This is a genomic window from Prevotella pallens, assembly GCF_900454935.1.
Lineage (GTDB): Bacteria > Bacteroidota > Bacteroidia > Bacteroidales > Bacteroidaceae > Prevotella > Prevotella pallens.
Map to the genome: position 1 here is coordinate 1 of NZ_UGTP01000002.1, position 24,864 is coordinate 24,864.

Sequence of the window (24,864 nt, forward strand, 5' to 3'; positions counted from 1 at the left end):
ATGATTACGAAAACGTTGGGAACGGTAAATGCCTTTCAACGTACGCGTATAACTCTGTCGTAGAGGAAGACTCTTGTCATGAACTATCTTCAGAACGTTTTTGATTATCTTTTTATGCAACTTCGCATCTGTAGGATAGGTTATATTCTTCTCCTGTACAGTAGAATCAATGAAAGCAGTATCAAAATGATCTTCGTCATCATGGTCGGTATTAACGCGGATACTTTCTGCTAATATTAACTCCATACCTTCCTCGCCTATACGATTTCTGAAGTGAACTAACTCGGAAGCGTCACAGGGTTGTTTTGGCATAAATTCAAGTCCACCACAGAAATATTGGTAGTAAGCATTCTCGCTCCATTGAAAAACAACCATTTCATCCGACACATTACGCAAATGTTTTAAAATTAAAAGACCACACATCAGGCGAATTGGATGAGCCGGGCGACCGTTAGTGCTGCAATACAAAGGAGAAAAAGCATTTTCAAAACTCTCCCAATTAATCTTATTACTAAGTTGGAAAAGGGGATGTTGATGACTAAGCATATCCTCTAAGGAAGAGAACATAGAGAGCTGTTTGGATGTACGTTTAAGCATAAATATCTGCAAGAATTATAGTGTAAAGGTACAAAAACTTGCAGATATTTGCAAATAATTTATAGCATAATATACTATGAATCAGAGGAATATTAGGCTTTTAAGGGTGGACTATATACGCTTGTATTGCCTTATTGTATGCCTTTACATACATACGATAGGTGCGATATATTGGTATTTTCAGATGGTTAGCAACATTTAAACTTTGTTTTTCTAAAGCGCATAGCGTGGATTATTGTTTTTAGGATATTTGTATTCAAAATCTGTTTATTGTGTTCTTACAATAGTATAAGATAGGTATACCGCACTACTGGGAAAGAATATTAGATATGCCACATTAGAAAACACGATAGCAAAGAGTGTATAAACAAAAGATAGAGTTTTATCGCACAAAAGATAGTTTCTTGTTAAATAAAAAGGTATCTTTTGAAAAACGAACACGTAACTATCAATAAACAAATGCGTAACGCTTGCTATGTTAAGTATAGAAATACGATTTATGGAACCAACATCTCTTTTTTATCTATTGCAGATATGTATGATGTGAGAACGCAATTATTTGCATCTCTAAAGCTATTGGCAAATTGCAATTATATGGCGCATATATAGCCATTACACAACAAATGCAACTCTACAATGCTACAACTACTATGCTGTGGGGTATATATATAATAAGGTGAAAATGATTTTCAGTTCTCATCTCTCCCACTCTAGTTCTTCACTTCTGTTGTTTCAAAATATTTAGAGAGCACCAGTTGAGACACTATATATTCGCGACGAGCATTGCGAAAGCGGGCTACATGGGCGTGAGCGTGTGCTATTATAGCTTCGGCTTCGTGTGGGTGCTGTATATAATAGTTTATTTTAGCTTCCAAATCGGAGTAGTCTGGTGCTACTTCAATGTAATGATAGTCGGGTATCAGAGTTCCTTCCATAAACCAAGTTTCGTACTTTGGACGAGGCATTACAGCAATAGAGTTCGACGACATTATCCATTTTAGATTGCTAGCAACATCGTTTCCTTCTAATGCCATTATGAATTTGTAGGCTAAATGCTCGTTTATAGTCATTTTAGTGGTGTGCCATTGTGGAATATTCTTATCGATAACACCAATATTAAAGAGAGGATTACCAAAAAACTTCTGTACAAAATCGTAGCGATTTTGCTTTAAGTTGTGGCTATCGAACTGACCTATTAAACCACGAAACACCACTTTGTTTAGTTTGTCGGCATAGCTTATACGGTCGTTTACAAAGAGAAAATGGCGTACGCGGTCGAGCTTTAGCAACACCGAATTGGCATTATCGCCTGCAATCGGTCTACTTTTTACGATGGAAGGAACGCTGGGAACGGTGGTTACATCGCCTGGATAAAGACACCATTTATTGTTTAATGGGAACGACTTTGCGTAGCGAAAAGAATCTAAATAGTAGACCGATTGACTTGTTTTTTGCTGTTGGGCAAGACTAATGGCTTTTTGTTGGAAAACAGAATGGTTTATTTTAGACGAGCAAAGCCTGTTATAGTAGTCTACACGTGCCTTAATTTCGTTCCAATCGCTACGTTGTTGCACGTTAGCAAGCAGCATTTTGCGCAGCAACGAGAGCAACCAATGTGGTGTAAACACCCAAAGATAAGACGTAATGTAGTATTTTAGTTTAGAATTTTTCCCACTGTTTAACGTGTAGTAGAGTCGTCTGCAGAAAGTAATATTCATTGCTTTACTGTATAAAGATATTTCTTTGAGAGAGGAATATATATAATTTTTCTATCACCAATAGGAGGCTTTACGTGGTTGATAACATCTCAGAGCTATTGTGTCTTTCCACTTTTACATTAGTAGTGGAACCACAAAACGCGCTAAGCAATAGCCACCGCCAATGAGCCAACAATATATTATGGCTGCCAGCAAAAAGGGTTTGAAGCCTGCCTTTTTAAACTTATCTATACTTGTTTCAGCTCCTAATGCAGTCATAGCCATAGTTAAAAGGAAGGTATCTAAGGTAACAATAGCTTTCACTACTGGTGCAGGTAGCAGGTTGAAACTGTTGAAACAGATAACCAATAAGAACATTATAGCAAACCAAGGCACTTGTATTTTCTTTTTTTCGCCCTCAATGTGTTCGCCATTGGCAGCGTTTCGGGCTGCAAAAAAGGCAATAACAATAAGCACTGGCACCAACATCATTACACGAATCATTTTCACTATGATTGCATTATCGCTAATTGCGGCTCCCATTGCATTGCCAGCTCCCACCACATGGGCTACTTCGTGAATGGTAGAACCGGCGTAAATACCCATTTGTTGTGCAGGCAAATCGAACACACCAGAGCGGTACAGAACTGGATAAAGAAACATTGAGAGCGTTCCAAATATAACCACTGTTGCCACAGCAACGGCTGTTTTATATGGTTTAGGACGTATTGCACCGTCTACACCCATAACTGCTGCTGCTCCACAAATGGCACTTCCGCAAGCTGTTAGCAGGGCTATACTGCGATCCATCTTTAGCAATCGTCCCACAAACAAGCCCAACAGTATGGTTACTGTTACCACTATAGCATCGATAATAATGGCTGGAAGTCCAACATTGGTAACGTCTTGAAAGGTTAGTTTAAACCCATATAGAATAATTCCGAAGCGCAATATGCGTTTAGAACAGAACACAATGCCTGGTGTCCACGTCTCTGGCAAGTCGCTACGCAAGCTGTTTGCATAGAGCATACCCAGAATAATACCAATTATCATAGGCGAAAACGATAGTGTTTTTGCCACATTTGTGTCGCCTAAATAGAAGGCTGCGCACGCAAAAAGCGCCATGAGTAGTACACCATGGAGCATATTTCTACGTTGATTTGTAAGTTTCATACAGGTTGTTTATATCTTTATTTATTGCGCACTGCCCATCTCTGTATAGGTTGGCAAAGCGTTGTTGTTTGCTTATTCGGTGTGCAAAGGTACATAAAAAACACTTATTCGGTTGTACATAATCATAATAATTTCTGAGAGATAGATATATAATACACGTGAATAGCTACGAACTTGTGTTGTGTATATCCCCATTATTAGGTATTTTAACAAAGTTTTAGTTATACGTTACATAGCCTCCAACGATTTATTTGTACTTTTGTAATGAATAATTGGCATACGTAAAGAAATATGTAAGGCATAAAGTGTTCCAAAGTCTTCTTGTATTTCTAAATGATTTAGAATACTTCGAGACACCAATAAATTTATGGAAACTATGAGCATTATACTCTTTATATTTAAGGAATTACTGCCAAACAAAAGAACAAGATTATGAAGTTATCAGAACTTAAGACTGGTCAGACTGGTACAATTATAAAGGTTTTAGGGCATGGGGGTTTTAGAAAACGCATCATAGAAATGGGCTTTATTAGTGGCAAAACGGTTGAAGTACTACTAAATGCGCCACTACACGACCCAGTAAAGTATCGCATTATGGGATACGAAGTGAGCTTGCGACGCAACGAAGCCGAACTTATTGAAGTGGTGCCAACACCAGACAACCAACAAACAAACACAAAAAACACAAACCAAAACACCGAAAGTTCTACACCAAATATTCCACACTCTACATATAATCCGCCAATAGAGGCAGAAGAAAACGATGTTTGTGCACTATCTTCGCCCGCTAACGAAGCCGAAAGAAAGGTGCACCAACAGCTACATACCATAAACGTAGCATTGGTGGGAAACCCTAATTGTGGTAAAACATCGCTCTTTAACTTCGCATCGGGAGCACACGAACGTGTAGGAAACTACTCGGGTGTTACTGTTGATGCTAAGTACGGATATACCGATATGCTGGGTTACCATTTTGAATTAGTAGACTTACCCGGCACTTACAGCTTGTCGGCTTACAGTCCGGAAGAACTTTACGTACGTAAACAAATTGTAGAGAAGACACCAGACATTGTTATTAATGTTATAGATGCATCGAACTTGGAGCGCAATCTCTATCTAACCACACAACTAATAGATATGAATGTGCCTATGGTTTGTGCACTAAATATGTACGACGAGGTAGAAAACCGTGGAGACCACATAGACTATATAAAGCTTGGAACGCTACTCGGAGTCCCTATGGTGCCCACAGTGTTTAAATCGGGAAGAGGCGTTGAGGAATTATTCCGAACCGTAATACAAAACTACGAAGGACAAAAGAGCGATGGCCCACTATATAGGCACATTCACATAAATCACGGACATGAAATAGAAAATGGTATTGTTGAAATTCAAAACCATTTGAAACAAGAATATGATATAGCACAAAAATACTCTACACGCTACCTTGCTATAAAACTGCTTGAGAACGATAAGGAGGCTGAACAGATAGTTTCTGCTTTTCCAGATGCCACAGAAATAATGAAACACAGAGACGAAACTGCTCAGCGTGTGAAGGAAGAGACTGGCGAAGACAGCGAAACGGCTATTATGGACGCAAAGTATGGATTTATATACGGGGCTTTGCAAGAAACCAACTACACCACTGGCAATGGTAAAGACGCATACGCAACAACACGTACCATAGACAAAATTCTTACCAATAGGTATCTTGGCTTTCCGCTTTTCTTCCTTATTCTATTTGTTATGTTCACAGCAACATTCACTATTGGACAGTATCCGATGGATTGGATTGATGCTGGTGTGGCATGGATTTCGGACATGCTAAACAACAATTTGCCCGATGGTCCTGTAAAAGCAATGCTTGTAGATGGTGCTATTGCAGGTGTAGGTGCCGTTATTGTGTTTCTTCCGCAAATTCTTATACTCTATTTCTTCATATCATATATGGAAGACTGTGGCTATATGGCACGGGCTGCATTCATTATGGACCGCCTCATGCACAAAATGGGGCTACACGGCAAGTCGTTCATACCGCTTATAATGGGCTTCGGTTGCAACGTTCCCGCTGTAATGGCTACCCGAACTATAGAGAGTAAACGTAGCCGTTTGGTTACAATGCTGGTACTTCCTATGATGAGCTGCTCGGCTCGACTTCCTATCTATATAATGATGACGGGGTCGTTCTTTGCTGCTCAATATCGCTCAAGCGTTATGTTGCTACTATATATAATAGGTATAGCAATGGCGGTGCTACTGGCTCGACTGTTTTCCAAAACGCTTGTGAAGGGCGAAGATACTCCGTTTGTTATGGAACTTCCGCCATACAGATTTCCTACATGGAAGGCTATTGGACGACATACGTGGGAAAAGGGACGACAATATCTTAAAAAAATGGGTGGAATAATTCTTGTTGCTTCCATCATAGTGTGGGCGTTGAGCTATTTTCCTGTGCCCGACAATCCTAATACTGACAAGCAAGCCCGACAAGAACAGAGTTATATGGGACAAGTTGGTAAGGCTATTGAACCTGTATTCCGTCCAATGGGTTTCAATTGGCGATTAGACGTGGGACTGTTGGCTGGAGTTGGTGCAAAAGAAATTGTTGCATCTACAATGGGTGTGCTCTATACAAACAACGATTCGTTCGGCAATGATAATGAATATAACAACGATAGCCATAAATACGAAGCATTACGCCACCAAATGACAGCCGATGTTGCTGAACAACACCACATTAGCTACACGCAAGCCGAACCATTGGCGCAGCTAACTGCCTTTTGTTTCTTGCTCTTCGTTCTGCTCTACTTTCCATGTGTAGCCACCATTGCAGCCATTAAAGGCGAAACGGGTAGTTGGAAATGGGGCATATTTGCTGCCGTATACACTACGGTGTTGGCATGGATAGTGAGTGCTATTGTTTTCCAAATAGGTAGCTTTTTCTTATAACGCTTTAGAGAAGCAAATGGCATAAATGCCACAAAAGTTGTAAGGTGCTTAGAAACTCTATACATTTTAGGGTTTCTAAGTACTTTTGTTTTACAGCAAACATATAGTTCTTAATATCAGAAAGAGAACAGCACAAACAATATTCGCCGATGGTACGGTATAACTATCTATTGGAATTAATTGTATCAACGCCAAGCATTTATAAACCAACTTTCTTTTCCAACAATACATATTTTTCGTTACATATAATGTGTTGCAAAACGCTTCTAAATGCGAACGCAAAACTTTAGATATCTATAACGTTCGTTTCAGATATCTGTCGTGTGGGTCTCAGATATCTGTCGTGTTCGTTTTAGATATCTGTCGTGCGGGTTTTAGATGTCTGTTTTAAATGTACCTATAAGCAAACACATTTTCGTTATAAAACTGATGCGTTGTTTCCAGAATAAAATAAAGATGACTATTAAACTTAAATCTCTAAGTTTGCAATATGAATTACAAACTTAGAGATTCGAGTAAAACCATAAAGCCTATTAAAACTACTGGTAAGATTACGAAAGATGGCGGGGAATGATATTATTAATAATGTATAATGGTATTATGCTTTTACAACCAATTTAGATTAATAAAAACAATATTTTGTTGGTTTATGCCAGTGAGGGCTAAATGAAGTGGTTTGCTACGCATAGCAGATTGTTCGGTAATGAATACAATTCAGCGTGTGCAGAATATATACAAACGCACTTCGCAAAGCGTAGCGTCTAATTCATCGCATTCACCACCTCGCCAAAAACAATTAATTTGGTGTTAGCAATAGAATAAACCAAACACTCCAAAATAGGAATACATAACAACAATAAACATTATCTATGAATATAGAAATGATAGTGTTACGATAGAAATTCCTATTAGAGCTTTGGGTTCTTATTACCTATATATACGGTTATATAAGTTTATTGAAATTCGCAAACAGATAGCAGTTGCAGCCCTATCGCAAGTCGATAATTTCGGCAGAAGGAGCATCAGCGTGCTTAAACTGGAAATAAGAATTAGGCTGTGAGGCTGTTCTAAAATTACTAATATTAATAGTTACCCACTTTTTTCCTTGCAACATTCTTATTTGTTGTGGGTAAAAAGTTTTAGAAATGGTAACATAAAACTCTTGCATACTACGTGCAGGGTGAATGGCTTGCAAATGCACAACGTATGTTGCAGCAGTTGTTTTCATAGAAATGTGATAGCCATTCTTATACATAGTAATAAAAGCGTATGGGTTCATAGAAAGGCGTTTCGCCTCGTTTGGAGTAGAAACATTCACCTCGTTGGTGCTTTTCATATATGCCCACTGCGTTTTACCATCGAACCAAATGGTAGTTTCGGGTGTAACAGCTTTAAACTTATTGCCCTTTATTACAATACTACCCGATGTTCTGCCCATATCTCCTCCTGTAATCGAGAAGTTAGCAGCAGCTCCGCCACGTTGTCTCACAACCTTTGCAGTTTTGTCTAAAACTTTCTTTGCATCTGCAGAACTCTGCGAAAAAGCATTGACACACAATAGAAATGTCAAAGCAAATAAAATGTTACGTTGTATCTTCATCGTTTTTATAACTCCTTTTTCGTTTTACTTATGCAATGTTGCGAGCAACGATTCAAGACTCATTTCGTCGCCTATTAGTACTTCACGAGGCTTAGAACCTTGTGCTGCTCCCACAATGCCAGCCTTCTCCATCTGGTCCATTAGTCTTCCAGCTCGGTTATATCCAATAGAGAAACGTCTCTGTATCATACTGGTAGAACCTTGTTGATTTAACACTATCGTCCGCGCCGCATCTTCAAACAGCGGGTCTAAGTTTTCATCAAGACTACCTCCGGCAATACCTCCGTCTTCTGCTACAGGCTCAGGAATAAGCAATGGTTCAACAGGACCCGGCTGTGTAGCTATGAATTTGGATATATCTTCTACTTCTGGCGTATCAACAAAAGCACATTGCACACGCGTTGGTTCTCCACCATTAAGATAGAGCATATCGCCTCGTCCCACAAGCTGTTGCGCACCAGGACGGTCTAAAATGATACGCGAATCCATCATAGCACCCACACGGAAAGCTATTCTGCCAGGGAAGTTGGCTTTAATATTACCAGTAATAATAGAAGTGGTAGGTCGTTGTGTAGCTATAATCATGTGAATACCAACAGCACGCGCAAGCTGAGCAATACGTGTAATAGGCATCTCAATCTCTTTTCCTGCTGTAAGAATAAGGTCGCCAAACTCGTCAATAATAACAACAATGTATGGCATAAACTCGTGTCCCTCTTCAGGATTAAGCTGATGATTCAAGAATTTGCTATTATATTCCTTTATATTACGTGCTCCAGCAGCTTTCAACATATCGTAGCGATTGTCCATAAGTACACAAAGACCTTTCAACGTCTTTACCACCTTTTGCACATCAGTAATTATAGGTTCATCTTCGTTCTCTTCTACTGCCGCCATAAATGGCTTAGCAATTGGCGCATATATGCTAAATTCAACTTTCTTAGGGTCTACCAGCACTATTTTAAGGTCGTTCGGGTGCTTTTTATATAGTAACGACGTAATAATAGCGTTAAGTCCTACCGACTTACCTTGTCCGGTTGCACCAGCCACAAGCAAGTGTGGAATTTTTGCTAAATCCACCATATATACATCGTTAGTAATGGTCTTACCTAACGCAATAGGCAGTTCCATTGTACTTTCTTGGAACTTTCTCGAATTTAAAATAGAAAACATCGACACAATAGAAGGCTTTGCATTTGGCACCTCAATACCTATTGTGCCTTTACCAGGCATTGGCGCTATAATACGAATACCAATTGCAGCTAAGCTCAGTGCAATGTCGTCTTCCAAATTCTTTATCTTCGAAATGCGTACACCCTGTGCAGGTGTTATTTCGTATAGCGTAATAGTGGGTCCCACCGTAGCGCGAATGCTACGAATTTGCACACCGAAGTCGTTGAGGACTTTTATAATGCGATTTTTATTCGCTTCCAACTCCTCTTTATCAACAAAGTTTACGTTGTTATCAGAGTCGTATTGTTTAAGCAAATTAAGGGTTGGGTACTTCCAGTTAATGAAAGGTTCGTGCGGATTAATAGGCGAAGTAAGGTCTGTTGCACCAGCAACAACTTTACCTTGTGCTTTTTCTACCGCTTCAGGTATATCAACTTCTATTCCTATTTCACTGTTGTCAGTAGGTTTAGAATCATCTTCTTTTGTGTTTTTCTTATCTTTAGTGTTTGGGTTTATAACTACATTTGGCACATCATCGTCGAGAAACTCCACCGTTTGAGCTTCTATATTTTGCAGTTTCTCTACTGCCGCAGTTTCCATTTCTTGAGTGCTTTCGCCAATTTTATCTTTCTCAATGTTATGTTGGACGATAGTAAACTTCACCTTATCGCGTAAATATCCCACTGGATTTAGCAACTTCTTAATCACAGTGATAGTCTCTGAAGTAAGATAAGTAAGGAAAGCAATCATTGTAATGGCAAGTATAGCTATCAATCCAGGCGAGCCTATGATGTTTTCAACATATTCTACAACGAAAGCACCGTGGTCTCCACCAGGGTTAAATATATTGTCGCCCATTAACGGAGTAAGGAATTTTGCGAAAGTAATAGAACTCCAAACCATTATCAACGCCATTCCAAAGAACCACTTCCATAAGTTTATCTTCTCGTAAGCCTTTATCATTCTCACGCCACAAAGTATAATATAAAGCGGAATAATGAAAGCAGGAATTCCAAAACAGCGTGCTATAAGGAAGTAAGAGAGCAGTGCCCCCACAGATCCACAACTATTTTGAAACACTTTCGTTGAATTCTCTATCTCGCCTGGCCGTAATGCAGTAACTAAACTTTGGTCAGCTTCGCCAGTAGAAAAATAACTTATGAAAGCCACTAATACGTATAAGGCAAGACAAAGTAAAACAATCCCCAATACAAATCCTGTCTTATCGTTTATAATATAATGTGCGCCAATAGCCTCACTAAATGTCTTTGGAGTCTTCTCCTTTTTCTTTTTAGCCATTACTGAATGTTTAAATCAAATGCAAAAGTACTAAAAAAAAGCGATATAATCGGATATCTTTTCAGAAGATTTTGCTAAATTTGCAAAACGAAACAGTACATTATGGTTACTAAATTATATAATAAGTTCGATAAGAAGAATATCTCTGACCTGCCCAGGGTAACATTTCCAGGCAAAATAATAGTAGTGATTACTGAGACGGAGGCTAATAAGGCTGTCGATTTTCTACTATCTGCCGATATTCTTGGTATCGATTCTGAAACACGTCCAGTATTCAAAAAAGGGCAACATCATAAGGTTGCACTCTTACAGGTTAGCACTAAAGACGTGTGTTTTTTATTTCGTTTAAACTTAATAGGTATGCCTGCGTGTATAGTTAGACTGCTTGAAGATACTACTGTTCTTAAAGTAGGACTCTCTTTACACGACGATTTTAGTATGCTACATCAGCGTGCCGAATTTAAGATTGGACGTTTTATTGACTTGCAGAACATTGTAAGCGAATTTGGAATAGAAGACCTTAGCTTACAGAAATTATATGCAAACCTTTTCCATGAACGCATTACCAAACGACAACAATTATCCAATTGGGAGGCTCCCATACTAACAGAACAGCAAAAAATATATGCTGCCACAGATGCGTGGACGTGCATTCAACTTTACGAACGATTAGAAGAACTTCATAAAACACACAATTACGAAACCGTAATAGTGCCAACAGATGAACCTGAAACTACTAAAAACATCGATGAAAGTGGCACTAATGACACACAAAAAAATATGTAGCGATGTATAAAAAGATAGTTTTAAAGAAAGGAAAAGAAGAGAGTTTGCAACGCCAGCACCCATGGGTATTCTCTGGTGCCATACTTAAAATGGACGAACCATTAGAAGAAGGCGAACTGGTAAGAGTTTACACGCACGATGGAGAGTTTATGGGAGTGGGCCATTTTCAAATAGGTTCTATCAGCGTTCGTATTCTCTCGTTTCACGATGTGCCTATTAATGCCAACTTTTGGCAAGCTCGTTTAAAGGCGGCAATGGAAGTTAGAGAAGCCATCGACGTTATTAGACCTGCCGAAAAAGTGGATACCGATAAACATAATACTGTAAATACAACTTATCGCTTAGTACACGGAGAGGGCGACAATCTCCCCGGATTGATTGTTGATGTATATGGAACAACGTGTGTTATGCAGGCTCACTCGGTGGGAATGCACGTCAGTCGCTACGAAATTGCTGATGCATTGCGCAACATTATGGGGGATAAAATTGACAGTATATACTATAAAAGCGAAACCACCCTACCCTTTAAGGCTGAATTAGGACAAGAAAATAGCTTTATTTACGGCAATACCGACAACGATATAGCTATTGAAAACGGACTTAAATTTCATATAGACTGGCTGAAAGGGCAAAAAACGGGCTTCTTTATAGACCAACGCGAAAACCGTAGCTTATTAGAACACTATGCCAAAGGACGCACAGTGCTGAACATGTTTTGCTATACAGGCGGATTCTCTGTATATGCTATGCGAGGAGGTGCAAAGGTGGTACACTCTGTAGACAGTTCGGCAAAGGCGATAGAACTCACCAATAAAAATATTGCGTTGAACTTTCCAAACGATAACAGACACCAAGCGTTCTGCGAAGATGCTTTTAAATATCTGGACAATAACGATGGAAAATACGACCTTATAGTGCTCGATCCACCTGCTTTCGCCAAACATAGAAGTGCCTTAAAGAACGGATTGCGTGGATATACACGCCTAAATGTAAAGGGTTTTGAACGTATTAAGAAGGGTGGAATATTGTTTACATTCAGCTGCTCACAGGTTGTAACAAAGGAAAACTTTCGTCAGGCTGTGTTTACTGCTGCTGCTCAAGCTGGTAGAAAGGTTAGAATATTGCACCAAATACACCAGCCTGCCGACCACCCCATAAATATATATCACCTCGAAGGAGAGTATCTAAAGGGATTAGTGCTCTATGTTGAATAAGGTAAAAACATATATCAACACCCACAAGCTACTACGTTTAAATGGTCGGTATATAGTTGGACTGTCTGGAGGGGCTGACAGTGTAGCGCTGTTACTGATTTTAAAGGAATTAGGCTTTCACGTTGAAGCGGCGCATTGCAATTTCCACTTGCGCGGAGAAGAGAGCCAACGAGACGAAGACTTCTGCATAAAACTATGTAGAGAGAACCATATAGAACTGCACCTAATACACTTTTATACAGCAGAATATGCCAAATTACATAAAGTAAGCATAGAAATGGCAGCGCGCACGTTGCGTTATAACTATTTCGAAGCTCTGAGACACGACATTAGTGCCGATGCTGTTTGCATTGCTCACCACTGCGACGACTCGGTTGAAACCGTCTTATTAAATCTTGTTAGAGGTACAGGCTTACGTGGGTTGATGGGTATTCAACCCATTAACGGCTACATTATTAGACCGTTACTCTGTTGCTCTAAAGCAGAAATAGAAACTTATTTAAGCACGAAAAAACAGACTTTTGTTACCGACAGCACTAACCTTATTGCCGATGTAAAACGAAATAAGCTTCGATTAGAGGTTATTCCAAAACTGAAAGAGATTAACCCATCGTTCGATAACGCCGTAACAAAAATGTCGGAACACCTTACCGAAGCAAACAGAATTATTAATGACTCTATAAGAAGTGCTTTTCCACACATTGTTTCCACCACAAACACAGATATCGAAACGTTGTTTGCACAGCTACAGAAAGGCACATCAGAACAAACACTACCCAACCTTAGCATAAACATAGCTGCACTACAAAAATATGTTTCGCCCGAATATTTCTTGTTTTTCTTACTCACTCCCTACGGATTTACTTCATTGCAGATAAATAATATTGCTTCTTCGCTATCGTCTAATAGTGGAAAAGAATATATTGCAGATAGTTACACCATTTTGTTCGATAGAAAAATGATGCTTTTATCGCGACACGAAACAACTGTTCCAAAAACATTACGAATACCCGAAACGGGAAGATATGTCTACTCGAAGCAATATAAAATAGAAATAAAAGAAGCTATTGTAGATAGCAATTTCGCTATTCCAACAAATTCAAACCACATTGTTGTAGACAAAGCCGCTGTGCATTTTCCGCTCACTCTGCGTCGTATTAAGGTGGCAGACCGCTTTCACCCTTTTGGAATGAGGGGGACAAAACTCGTTAGCGACTATCTAACCAACCTTAAAATAGACACCATTAGTAAACGCCAACAACTTGTTTTAGTCGATGGAAACGGAGAAATTATATGGGTGGTTGGACGCCGTTCCAGCGATATATACCGCATAAGCAAGTCTACAACCACAGCATTGCACATTCGTTTTATATCTGCAGAAGAAGCTAATAAGTAGTAATAACTACTGCAACTATTAACCATATATTAGCAAGAACATTGGAAATATATTTCGCAGACAACATTCCTCAATAGCAAGCTCATAACTAATTAGAGGCTAAAAGCGAACAGCAGAAAATAGCCGAAAACACTTTGAAAGAAAAACTGAATGTAACAACCCCTACACCCATAATACCAGATAATAAGTAATATATTGCTATCCAAATAGATATACAAAACGCTTAAACCAACACATTGATATAATAGTATTCAAACATCTTCAATATTTAGTTGAACCAGCATCTTTTACGTATAATAATATAGGCATATAAAGGTGGTATTTCTGACAGATATCTGAAACAATACTGACAGATATCTGAAACGAACACGACAGATATCTGAAACGAACGTTACAGACGACTAAAACAAGTACAACAAACATCTAACAGATTTCTCCTATAATAACACACAGTTTATTACATTGCAAAGTAGCCAGTAGACACAGTTTATAAATTGCCTACCCATTTTCTACCGAACACAACCACATACTCTACAGCTCCCTATCACCTTCTGCACCATATATCCTTTCTTTCTATTCTCCCAGTAAGCCACAATATTTTATATTCTACACCTTATTATATATTAGTTTCCAAACTTTTTTGTACCTTTGCAATATTAATAGAATTATTTTCAGAGTAGAAAATCATTAACACATAAAGGAAATGAAACCAACATTATTACTTCTTGCAGCTGGTATGGGTAGCCGCTATGGTGGCTTAAAGCAGCTAGACGGATTAGGACCAAACGGCGAAACCATCATGGATTACTCTATATACGATGCGATAAAAGCCGGTTTTGGGAAAATCGTTTTTATCATTCGTAAGGATTTCGAAGCACAATTCCGTGAGAAAGTGCTATCTAAATACGAAGGGCATATACCTGCAGAACTCGTATTCCAAAGCGTTGATGCACTGCCAGAAGGCTTTACGGTGCCCGAAGGAAGAGAAAAACCATGGGGAACCAACCACGCTGTACTTATGGCAAAGCCCGTTGTGCACGAACCTTTCTGCGTTATTAATTGCGACGACTTTTACAATCGTGATGCATTTATGGTGATTGGGAAGTTTCTTGCCAACCTTTCTGAAGGCTCAGAAAACAAGTATGCAATGGTAGGATTTCGTGTTGGAAACACCCTTAGCGAAAATGGAACAGTGTCGCGAGGCTTATGCAGCACCAACGAACAGGGACACCTAACCACCGTTGTAGAGAGAACAAAAATAGAACGTCGCGATGGTAAAGTGCAATATATGAACGAAGATGGTAGTTGGACCAGAGTTCCAGACAATACACCCACCTCTATGAACATGTGGGGATTTACGCCAGACTACTTCGAATACAGCGAAAGCTATTTCAAAGAGTTTCTTTCTAATCCAAAGAACATAGAAAATAAGAAGTCTGAATACTACATTCCAACAATGGTAAACAAACTTATTAACGATGGAACAGCCACAGTAGACGTGCTTGATACCACAAGCACATGGTTCGGTGTAACCTATCCAGCAGACAGAGACGGTGTTGTGGCACGGATAAAAAAACTAGTAGACGAAGGTATCTACCCCAAAAAGCTATTCTAAACACAAAGCTACTTTAAGCTATTTCGATACTCCCAAGTATCGAAATAGCATACACATGAGAAGAAAATAAAGGCAGATGAATATTAATTTATTAGACAATGCAGAAGCTAAACAGTTGCAACAACTTATAATCGAAGCCGAACACATCGTTATTTGTGCACATAAATCGCCCGATGGAGATGCCTTAGGGTCTTCATTAGCGTGGAAATCGTATCTTAACCAAATAGGAAAGACAGATGTAACAGTGTGTATGCCAGATGCATATCCCGACTTCTTACAATGGTTGCCAGAAGCAAACACTGTACTACGATACGACAAGAACCCCGAAAAAGTGCAAGAAACATTCAATAGAGCCGACCTTGTTTGTTGCTTAGACTTTAACCAATATGCACGTGTAGAGGCAATGAGAAGCACTCTCGAAGGCTGCAAAGCAAAGCGAATACTCATTGATCATCACTTAGAACCACAAACAGACAATGCTATAACCATATCGCAACCCAACATGTCGAGCACAAGCGAAATGATATTCTACATCATTAGCCAGCTGGGAGGATACAACGATATGACAAAAGACTGTGCACAGTGCATTTATTGTGGTATGATGACCGATACAGGAGGCTTTACCTACAACTCTACACGTCCAGAAATATACTTCGTAATAGGACAATTACTATCGAAAGGCATTGATAAAGATAACATATATAACCGAGTTTTTCATAACTATTCGGTTAATGCACTACGCTTTAGAGCACACATCATAGCCAATAAAATGAAGGTTGTAAACGAATTGCACGCATCTTATTTCATAGTAACAAAAGAAGATATGCACCGTTTCCACTTTATAAAAGGCGATTTAGAAGGCGTTGTAAATTCACCACTACAAATAAAAGGACTGAAACTAAGCATATCGCTACGCGAAGACACCGAACGCCACAATCTCGTATTGGTTAGCCTACGCTCAAGCAACGGTTTCCACTGTCAGCCAATGGCGGTTCAGTTCTTTAACGGAGGCGGACACGCTGATGCTTCTGGCGGAAAACTATATTGCTCAATAGCTGAAGCCGAACAAATAGTACTAAAAGCATTGCTCGCATTCCAAGACGAACTAAAACGAAAATAAAAGAATTAAAATACAATACAAAAAAAATAGTCAATCATTTGTTATATCCAGATAAATCTCTTACCTTTGCAGACGATTTGAAAACATAAGGTTTCGCTTCTGAAACCTTTATCTCCACAATATCAAAATTTCGATATAACCCATACATAAATACTTTATGTTTAGTAAAGAAGAACTTTTAGAAAAGGATATTCCCGAATTGGAGAATATTGCCAAAGACCTTGAGGTGGACTATAAAAAGTCTGACGACAAAGAGGCTATCATCTATGCCATATTAGATAGGCAGGCAGTAAACGCCGGCATATCACACCCTATGGGAACAACAAAGCGTAAGCGTACGAGGATAACAAAGAAGGATTCCGACAAGGTTTATACCGTTCATGGAAAAGAAGGAGAAAACTTCGACCTACAAAAAAACAAAGTGCAGAACAACACATCACCCAGTTTGTTTAAAGATTTACCAGACACACAAACTAGTGAAAAGCAAGAAGCAGAAATTGAGAAACCGGCAGAAGCTCCAAAAAAGCGTGGACGAAAAAAGAAAGAAGATACACAAACAACTGCAAAGACAACTGTTGAAGAAACTCCGAAGAGTAGCGTAAAAGAGGAAAGTGCTGCAGAGGAAACTAACAAAACTGTAACAGAAACTTCTACAGAAACACCTGTTGAAACAACAGCAGCAGAAACAACAACAAAGCCAACGGAAGAGGTTGTTGAAACAGAAACTCCCGCTAACAATACAGATGACGTGGTGATTCCTGAAGCTGAATTCGTATCAGAAAACGGAGAAACAAACGAAAGCGAAACTACAGAGAATCTTCTCGAACAGCTCCAAGCAAAGGTAAATGCACACAACGAGCAGATGGAAGATACTGAAAATATGGGACGAGACGGTGTATGGGAAGGCGACCCCGGAGATGGAACAGACTTTATTACAGTGGTAGATATTCCGGTTGAAGACCAGGGTATGGTGCCATCGTACGATATGTTCGACCGTCCAACAATACCTACTGATAACAACCAAGCATCATATTACAACGAATCGGCAACACGCCAAGACAATGCTCCCGCTTATGACTTTAACAATATAATTAAAGCTAACGGTGTATTAGAAGTTATGCCCGATGGTTATGGCTTCTTAAGATCTAGCGACTATAACTACCTATCGTCGCCTGACGATGTATATGTGCCTGCAAACCAAATTAAGCAAAATGGTTTAAAGACAGGCGATGTAGTGGAATGCCACGTTAGACCACCACATGAAGGAGAGAAATATTTCCCTCTTACATCTATAGATATGATAAATGGTCGTGCACCATCGGAAGTTAGAGATCGCGTATCGTTCGAACATCTAACACCATTGTTCCCTGACGAGAAGTTTACACTGTGTGGCGACCCACGCACAACAAATCTTTCTACACGTGTGGTAGACCTCTTCTCGCCTATTGGTAAGGGACAACGTGCGCTAATAGTGGCACAACCAAAAACGGGTAAAACTATCTTAATGAAAGATATTGCTAATGCTATAGCGGCAAATCACCCAGAAGCCTATCTGATGATGCTACTTATAGACGAACGCCCAGAAGAGGTTACCGATATGGCACGCACTGTTAATGCAGAGGTAATAGCCTCTACCTTCGATGAACCAGCAGAGCGCCACGTGAAAATTGCAGGAATTGTGCTTGAGAAGGCAAAACGAATGGTGGAATGCGGCCACGATGTTGTTATATTTCTTGACTCTATTACACGTCTTGCGCGAGCATATAACACAGTAGCCCCTGCTTCTGGAAAGGTACTAACAGGGGGTGTTGATGCCAACGCACTACAAAAACCAAAACGCTTTTTTGGTGCTGCGCGTAATATAGAAGGTGGCGGTTCGCTCACAATTATAGCAACGGCACTTATTGATACAGGTTCTAAGATGGATGAGGTGATATTCGAAGAGTTTAAAGGAACTGGTAATATGGAGTTGCAACTCGACCGTTCACTCAGCAATAAACGTATCTTCCCATCTGTCAATCTGGTTGCTTCGAGCACTCGTCGCGACGACTTGCTACAGGATAAAACTACTATCGATCGTATGTGGATTCTCCGTAAGTACATTGCAGATATGAATCCAATAGAGGCTATGAACTCTATTCACGATAGAATGTTACGAACCCATGACAACAATGAGTTCCTCTTATCAATGAATGGATAAACCTATCAATCATTTATAAATACTTCTGAAAAGGGGGGTGTGTCAAAATTGATACATCCTCTTTTTATTCTCCCTTTACCTTGTCTACCACATAATTCGTTAATTACTGCAGCTATGCTGCTAATTTCATATAAAATGATTTATTGGGCTTTAAATAGCCTATATAAACTTGTATAGAGCATCTGAAGGTGCCTAAAAGTACCTCCATAATGTCTTTTAGTTCCTTGAGATTGGTTTTTCTACACATTTTCCCTATGTTAAAGGCTATAGCAAAGAAGGCAAAGTCCATATTGACCTTGTCTTTTCCAAAATGCCTAAACCTCTTGTAGGTCTTATTATATTTTGTTTGTCCAAAAACAGCTTCAGGTTCTATGCACCTTTGTCCTCGATGCTTGATGCCTTCTTTAGAGGTCAGTAGTTCCCGTGCCTTTTGTTTATAGTGCTGTAGTTGGTGGTTTACTTCTATAATTCTGTTCCCTCTTGCCTTAAAACATGAGCCTCTCAACGGACAACCATCACAGCGTTCTGCCTGATAACGTACGCTGTAAGTAACGAATCCGTTAGAGGTTAGGGAACGCTTCATGCCTATACGTTTCATATGCTGTCCCATAGGGCAGACGTAGAAATCCTGTTCCTTATTATAGTAAAGGCTTGCGGGACTGAATGGGTTAGGTGTGTAACGTGGACGCTGCTCTTTATGGAAGTAGTTATACTTCACATAGGCTTCCATATTATGTACGTCCATGAACAGATAGTTCTCCTCGGAGCCATACCCTGAATCGGCTACGACTGTCTTGGCATAACGATGATAGCGTGATTTGAAAGACTCCAAGAAAGAAGGTAGTGTGAGTGTATCTGTACGATTAGCATAGAGTGCAAAGTCGGTGATAAACTGGTTCTCAGTTGCTATCTGCAGATTATATCCAGGCTTAGTCTGTCCGTTCCGCATAGCATCCTCCTTCATGTGCATAAACGTGGCATCAGGATCGGTCTTGCTGTAGGAGTTTCTCTCGCCCATAACCTCAAGGTGTTGGTCATACTCCTGGAGTTTATTACGTTTCTTCTCTAGCTCTTTAAGCTGTTTTTTCTTGGTTCTAACAGCCTGCTTCTCTTCTTTTGTCTTAGGCTCAGGGACTGATTCCAAAGACTTGTTCAATTCCTCGGATATCTCATCGAGCAGAGCTGCAGTAAACTCGACACCTTCTCTCTTAGCGGCATTGTCCTGCGCTATGACATCATCAACTTGAAGCAAGAGTGTGCGTATTTGTTCCTGCAACTTGGCGCGGTTCTTTTCCACGGTTCTCTTCCAAACGAAGGTATACTTGTTGGCTTTCGATTCTATCTTTGTGCCGTCAATATATTCAACGTCAAGACTTATCAAACCTTTGGCTGCAAGTACTAATACGACTTGTGTAAAGATATTGTTGATTTCCTTTTTCGCACGATTACGAAAACGATTGATGGTAATAAAATCAGGCTGCTCATATCCTGCCAGATAGATGAAATGAATGTCACGCTTGAGAAGCGACTCTATACGACGGCAGGAATAGATATTATTCATATAGGCGTAAAGAATCACCTTGAGCATCATTTGTGGATGATAAGGCTTGCGACCACTGGGCTTATAAAGCTTGTAGACATTATCCAACATAAGATTATCCACCAAGGCGTCTAAAAGACGAACAGGATCATCTTCTGCGATATCCTTATCAATTCTTTGAGGAAAAAGAATCATTTTCTTGTGTATGTAAGAACGAAAGTGTATCTTTGTCATAATGAGATTTTTTTAATGCCTAAAGGTACAAAAACTTTAGGAAATAGCAAAGCCCTGGCTTGAGAAAGTCGGGGCTTTGTGCATAAAAAAGAGGATGTGTACATTTTGACACACCCTCTTTTTTTCATATCCTTTCTGCGCTATAATATTCTTCTTGCAACATAGAAGAATGTTTAACCCGAATCAGTCGTTAGTCTCATTATGTATAGTCCGTACCATTATGCATTGTTTCCTAACATCTGTTATATCTTTATTGATATCTCCTCTGCCTTTGTTAATCGACGTAACCTACTGTGTCTGCATTGCAAAGGCAGACAATCTACTCGACAATAAAACACAATATGTTTAGGTTCTACCGACAAATTTGAGTTTAAGCAAGCCTACTGCGCAAACGTTTGACAACCGAAAAACTATTCTTATGCAATATTGCTACTATTTTTATCGGCGAAATGCAATAACTTTGCCACATAATAGTATTAGTAGTGATAGTACAAATTGATAGTTCTAAATGCCAAAAGCTTTGAGGACATAAGCAAATAACACATTCGCAGTCTATATGCTTATTCATTGCAAGGTATTTGAACGTTAATTGTTATGGCTAAACATTTTTATTGTTTTAGAGTGGAGCCCCATTTGCTGTTTGAAGCAGGTGAGGCTTTCTTTTTGGACTAAAATGTAGAACCATAACACTGTTATTATGCAAAATTAAATATGCATTACATATTTCTAACCCATTAATAATCCGTATCTTTGCAACAGTATATTATTAAAGTGGAGATGAACCACATAGAGAAATGTGCAACATTATGAAAAGTTTAACCGATAAATTAAATAAAGTAATAGCTATTTTAGAGAATAGGCTATCGGGCGAGCCTAAATTAAGCTTGATTATTTCCAGATTGAAAAGAACAAGAGAACTGTTGTCAGATAATAATCAAAATAAAACTCTAAAGTCTATCTATGGAATAACCAGAGCCTATTTAGATATTACGAGCGATTATGCAGATCCCATTGTTACCGATTTACACACCATAGAAAAAGAGATTGATGCACTATCTAAATAACATAAATGACAATGAAATATATAAATATTCAGTTGAATAAACACATCTTAAGTGTTATAATATAGCACTATATGAGCGTTTATTTGCTATGATATCTGAAACGAATATTACAGACGTCTAAAACGAAACTCACAGATATCTAAAACGAACACGACAGATATCTGAAACGAAAGCGACAGATATCTAAAACAAAGACAACTATATTCTGCAAACATTCTTATACATTTTAGAAGCTCTATTCTATTGAACCATAAACAGTAAGCACAGCTTACAATATAGCCATCGCCTTTTTACTGAACACACACATCTACCATAGCCATATAATAAGGTTATACACTACATAAAACACAAATTTTAGCAAAACAAGAGCATAATTAATCACTTATTTTGCAAGTGTCGGTAAATTATCGTACTTTTGTATTTCAAATATCAACTCGGTGCAGACAACAAACGTATGGTATTAAATTATATTTGGATAGCATTTTTCCTTATAGCTTTTGCTTTTGGAATAGTGGGCTTAATAATGGGCGATACTACACTATTTCAGAAAATGGTAGATGCTACTTCCGACTCAGCTAAGACAGCTTTCCAAGTATCACTTGGGCTAACAGGAGTTCTCTCGTTATGGCTTGGCATTATGAAAATCGGCGAGAAGGCTGGTATGGTGAATATGTTGGCACGTATGTTAAGTCCGGTTTTCACCAAACTCTTTCCCGATATTCCTAAGAATCACCCTGTTATGGGGTCTATCTTTATGAACATTGCATCTAATATGTTGGGATTAGACAATGCCGCTACACCCACAGGACTAAAGGCAATGGCACAGATGCAAGAGCTAAACACAAAGAAAGACACGGCTACCAACCCCATGATAATGTTTTTAGTGCTGAACACAAGCGGGCTTACCATTATTCCAACCAGCATTCTGGCAGTACGAAGTGCTTGCAAAGCCGTCCAACCCACCGATGTTTTTGTACCCATTTTGCTTGCAACAACCATAGCAACACTTGTTGGAATTATAATAACATCGCTCTGGCAACGCATAAATATCTTTCAACCAGTGTTGTTTATCACCATTTTCGGACTACTCGGAACAGTGGGTTTCATTATATGGGGACTTATGCAGATGCCCCAAAACACTATGAATACTGTTACATCGGTAGTTTCTAATCTAATTCTAATGTCCATAATAGTCAGCTTTATTGGTGCCGGACTATTTAAAAAAATAAATGTTTACGATGCTTTTATAGAAGGTGCAAAAGAAGGTTTCGCCACAGCTGTACGCATTATACCCTATTTGGTAGCAATACTTGTGGCTGTTGGCGTGTTTAGAGCATCGGGCGCAATGGACATTTGTGTAGATGGCATAAGATGGACGCTGCAACAATTCAACATAGACACCACTTTTGTAGATGCGCTGCCAACCGCTATGATGAAACCACTGTCGGGAAGCGGTGCACGTGGACTTATGCTGGAGACCATGCACCACTACGGCGCCGATTCGTTCGTAGGCAGGCTAAGCTGCATATTCCAAGGGTCCACAGATACCACTTTCTATATATTGGCAGTCTATTTTGGCAGCATTGGTGTACGATACACACGCCATGCAGTGGCTTGCGGACTATTGGCAGACCTCGCTGGTGTGCTTGCCGCAATAGGAATATGCTACATTTTCTTCTAAACGAACACAAAACAAAATGGCAAATTTAAAATCATTAGCAAAAGATACAGCTATTTACGGTCTTAGTAGCATAGCTGCTCGCTTTGTAAACTATTTGTTAGTACCCATACAAACCACCAAATTTAATGCAGCAGGTGGACAATACGGCATTATAACCAATGTGTATGCTTATGTAGCACTACTAATTGTACTGCTTACATACGGTATGGAAACTACCTTCTTCCGCTTTATGAGCAAAGAAGGAGAAGACCCAAACAAGGTGTATGCCACTACCTTAAAAATGGTTGGCACAACATCGGTGATATTTATGGCAATAATTCTGCTCTTTAATCAGCCCATAGCAAATTTCTTAGGCTATGCCGACCACCCAGAATACATAACCATAATGTATATGACGGTAGCCATCGACGCATTTGCCGCCATACCCTTTGCCTATTTACGGTGCAAACACAGACCTATAAAATTTGCCGTACTAAAAATTTTAAACATCTCTTTAAACATTGTTTTAAACTTGCTATACCTTATTATATTACCAGGTTTGAAACTTAATTTGTTTGGCATATACGATGCACACTTCACACTCGATGTGGTGTGGGTGTTCTATATCAACCTTATTTGTACCATTATCACCTTGCTTTTGCTTTGGAAAGAACTCTATGGCATACGCTACAGCTTCGATAAAAGCACATGCAAACGTATGCTTAGCTACACTTTTCCACTGCTAATAATGGGGTTGGCAGGACAATTAAACCAATGCGCATCGCAAATAATATTTCCATACGTTTACAATGGAACAGCCGAAGAGGCACGAACACAGCTCGGAATATATGGTGCATGCATAAAAATAGCAATGATAATGGTGATGATTACACAAGCCTTTCGCTACGCTTACGAACCATTTGTGTTTGGAAAGTCGAAGGACAGAGACAATAAAGACACCTACGCTAAGGCTATGAAATTTTATGTCATATTCACCTTGTTAGCATTTCTCACCGTAATGGGATATATGGACGTGCTTCGCCATGTAGTGGGACGCAGCTATTGGGACGGATTAGAGATTGTTCCAATTGTAATGGCAGCCGAAATAATGTTTGGCATCTTCTTTAACCTAAGTTTCTGGTATAAACTTACCGACCGAACAATATGGGGAGCCTATTTCTCTGGTGTAGGTGCAGTAGTGCTTATTGCAATGAACATTCTGCTAATACCAAGTTTTAGCTATTGGGCTTGCGCATGGGCAGGGTTTGTTTCGTATGCCGTAAGTATGATAATAAGCTACTATTTCGGACAGAAATATTACCCTATAGCTTATCCATTAAAAGAAATTCTATTCTATGTAGTGGTGGCATTGGCTTTGTTTGCAGCCATTACAGCCTCTAACAAATATATACCATCGTTGCTTGCACTGGTTGTAAACACAGCTTTAATACTGGTTTTTGTGGGCATCATAGTAAAACGCGACTTTCCATTAGGCAAACTCCCCATTATAGGAAAACGGTTTAGAAAGTAAGAATAACCAAAACATA

Annotated in this window: 16 protein-coding genes; 10 read left to right on the plus strand and 6 right to left on the minus strand. The window is 39.3% G+C overall.

Annotation, left to right across the window (positions count from 1 at the left end; all coding sequences use genetic code 11):
- From DX009_RS09220 to DX009_RS09230, 3 genes are all read right to left on the minus strand, one after another.
- Window positions 1-597, minus strand: a 597-nt coding sequence (locus tag DX009_RS09220; protein ID WP_147278675.1) for a transposase, incomplete at its 3' end; no start/stop codon positions are given.
- 710 nt (window positions 598-1,307) lie between these two features.
- Entirely contained in the window at window positions 1,308-2,315 is a 1,008-nt protein-coding gene (locus DX009_RS09225; protein WP_115083860.1) for a glycosyl transferase family 90, read from the minus strand.
- Window positions 2,316-2,429: 114 nt separating this feature from the next.
- Window positions 2,430-3,467, minus strand: coding sequence for a YeiH family protein (locus DX009_RS09230; RefSeq protein WP_115083861.1), 1,038 nt, complete (start codon window positions 3,465-3,467; stop codon window positions 2,430-2,432).
- Between the two features lie 432 nt (window positions 3,468-3,899).
- On the opposite strand from DX009_RS09230, the gene feoB reads away from it, so the two are divergent.
- Window positions 3,900-6,416 carry a ferrous iron transport protein B gene (feoB, locus tag DX009_RS09235; RefSeq protein WP_115083862.1) on the plus strand — a complete coding sequence of 839 codons (2,517 nt, stop codon included), beginning with the start codon at window positions 3,900-3,902 and terminating at the stop codon, window positions 6,414-6,416.
- 988 nt (window positions 6,417-7,404) lie between these two features.
- On the opposite strand, the gene DX009_RS09240 is transcribed toward feoB, so the two are convergent.
- Both DX009_RS09240 and DX009_RS09245 read right to left on the minus strand, forming a co-directional pair.
- On the minus strand, window positions 7,405-8,016 hold the full coding sequence (locus DX009_RS09240; protein ID WP_115083863.1) for a LolA-like putative outer membrane lipoprotein chaperone: 612 nt from the start codon (window positions 8,014-8,016) through the stop codon (window positions 7,405-7,407).
- A gap of 24 nt (window positions 8,017-8,040) precedes the next feature.
- Window positions 8,041-10,488 carry an FtsK/SpoIIIE family DNA translocase gene (locus tag DX009_RS09245; protein ID WP_115083864.1) on the minus strand — a complete coding sequence of 816 codons (2,448 nt, stop codon included), beginning with the start codon at window positions 10,486-10,488 and terminating at the stop codon, window positions 8,041-8,043.
- A 102-nt stretch (window positions 10,489-10,590) separates the two neighbouring features.
- Here DX009_RS09245 and DX009_RS09250 point away from each other — a divergent pair, with 102 nt between their 5' ends.
- From DX009_RS09250 to rho, 6 genes are all read left to right on the plus strand, one after another.
- Complete coding sequence (locus DX009_RS09250) at window positions 10,591-11,274, plus strand: 3'-5' exonuclease (RefSeq protein WP_006046221.1); 684 nt, start codon at window positions 10,591-10,593, stop codon at window positions 11,272-11,274.
- 2 nt (window positions 11,275-11,276) lie between these two features.
- Entirely contained in the window at window positions 11,277-12,488 is a 1,212-nt protein-coding gene (locus DX009_RS09255; RefSeq protein ID WP_115083865.1) for a class I SAM-dependent rRNA methyltransferase, read from the plus strand.
- Entirely contained in the window at window positions 12,478-13,884 is a 1,407-nt protein-coding gene (tilS, locus tag DX009_RS09260; RefSeq protein ID WP_115083866.1) for a tRNA lysidine(34) synthetase TilS, read from the plus strand. The genes DX009_RS09255 and tilS overlap by 11 nt, the downstream gene beginning before the upstream one ends.
- Before the next feature lie 703 nt (window positions 13,885-14,587).
- Window positions 14,588-15,499, plus strand: coding sequence for a glycosyltransferase family protein (locus tag DX009_RS09265; RefSeq protein WP_115083867.1), 912 nt, complete (start codon window positions 14,588-14,590; stop codon window positions 15,497-15,499).
- A 76-nt stretch (window positions 15,500-15,575) separates the two neighbouring features.
- Window positions 15,576-16,619, plus strand: coding sequence for a DHH family phosphoesterase (locus DX009_RS09270; protein WP_006046227.1), 1,044 nt, complete (start codon window positions 15,576-15,578; stop codon window positions 16,617-16,619).
- Between the two features lie 157 nt (window positions 16,620-16,776).
- Complete coding sequence (gene rho / locus DX009_RS09275) at window positions 16,777-18,819, plus strand: transcription termination factor Rho (protein WP_115083868.1); 2,043 nt, start codon at window positions 16,777-16,779, stop codon at window positions 18,817-18,819.
- Window positions 18,820-18,931: 112 nt separating this feature from the next.
- Here the strand turns inward: rho and DX009_RS09280 are convergent, their stop codons facing one another.
- Window positions 18,932-20,593, minus strand: coding sequence for an IS1182 family transposase (locus DX009_RS09280; protein WP_115083120.1), 1,662 nt, complete (start codon window positions 20,591-20,593; stop codon window positions 18,932-18,934).
- Between the two features lie 806 nt (window positions 20,594-21,399).
- Between DX009_RS09280 and DX009_RS09285 the strand changes: the two genes are divergently transcribed.
- From DX009_RS09285 to DX009_RS09295, 3 genes are all read left to right on the plus strand, one after another.
- Complete coding sequence (locus DX009_RS09285; RefSeq protein WP_115083869.1) at window positions 21,400-21,657, plus strand: hypothetical protein; 258 nt, start codon at window positions 21,400-21,402, stop codon at window positions 21,655-21,657.
- 454 nt (window positions 21,658-22,111) lie between these two features.
- Window positions 22,112-23,338: a nucleoside recognition domain-containing protein gene (locus DX009_RS09290; protein ID WP_006046231.1), complete on the plus strand. Its 1,227-nt coding sequence runs from the start codon at window positions 22,112-22,114 to the stop codon at window positions 23,336-23,338.
- A gap of 16 nt (window positions 23,339-23,354) precedes the next feature.
- The gene (locus tag DX009_RS09295) at window positions 23,355-24,848 is read left to right on the plus strand and encodes an oligosaccharide flippase family protein (RefSeq protein ID WP_115083870.1); all 1,494 of its coding nucleotides are present in this window, start codon (window positions 23,355-23,357) and stop codon (window positions 24,846-24,848) included.
- Window positions 24,849-24,864 lie beyond the last annotated feature (16 nt).

Excerpts from the sequence above, each read along its gene's own strand:
- DX009_RS09295 (WP_115083870.1), top strand. The coding sequence starts at position 23,355 with ATGGCAAATTTAAAATCATTAGCAAAAGATACAGCTATTTACGGTCTT.
- DX009_RS09225 (WP_115083860.1), bottom strand. The coding sequence starts at position 2,315 with ATGAATATTACTTTCTGCAGACGACTCTACTACACGTTAAACAGTGGG.
- DX009_RS09230 (WP_115083861.1), bottom strand. The coding sequence starts at position 3,467 with ATGAAACTTACAAATCAACGTAGAAATATGCTCCATGGTGTACTACTC.
- DX009_RS09290 (WP_006046231.1), top strand. The coding sequence starts at position 22,112 with ATGGTATTAAATTATATTTGGATAGCATTTTTCCTTATAGCTTTTGCT.
- DX009_RS09255 (WP_115083865.1), top strand. The coding sequence starts at position 11,277 with ATGTATAAAAAGATAGTTTTAAAGAAAGGAAAAGAAGAGAGTTTGCAA.
- DX009_RS09280 (WP_115083120.1), bottom strand. The coding sequence starts at position 20,593 with ATGACAAAGATACACTTTCGTTCTTACATACACAAGAAAATGATTCTT.
- DX009_RS09250 (WP_006046221.1), top strand. The coding sequence starts at position 10,591 with ATGGTTACTAAATTATATAATAAGTTCGATAAGAAGAATATCTCTGAC.
- DX009_RS09270 (WP_006046227.1), top strand. The coding sequence starts at position 15,576 with ATGAATATTAATTTATTAGACAATGCAGAAGCTAAACAGTTGCAACAA.
- DX009_RS09240 (WP_115083863.1), bottom strand. The coding sequence starts at position 8,016 with ATGAAGATACAACGTAACATTTTATTTGCTTTGACATTTCTATTGTGT.
- rho (WP_115083868.1), top strand. The coding sequence starts at position 16,777 with ATGTTTAGTAAAGAAGAACTTTTAGAAAAGGATATTCCCGAATTGGAG.
- DX009_RS09285 (WP_115083869.1), top strand. The coding sequence starts at position 21,400 with ATGAAAAGTTTAACCGATAAATTAAATAAAGTAATAGCTATTTTAGAG.
- DX009_RS09245 (WP_115083864.1), bottom strand. The coding sequence starts at position 10,488 with ATGGCTAAAAAGAAAAAGGAGAAGACTCCAAAGACATTTAGTGAGGCT.
- tilS (WP_115083866.1), top strand. The coding sequence starts at position 12,478 with ATGTTGAATAAGGTAAAAACATATATCAACACCCACAAGCTACTACGT.
- feoB (WP_115083862.1), top strand. The coding sequence starts at position 3,900 with ATGAAGTTATCAGAACTTAAGACTGGTCAGACTGGTACAATTATAAAG.
- DX009_RS09265 (WP_115083867.1), top strand. The coding sequence starts at position 14,588 with ATGAAACCAACATTATTACTTCTTGCAGCTGGTATGGGTAGCCGCTAT.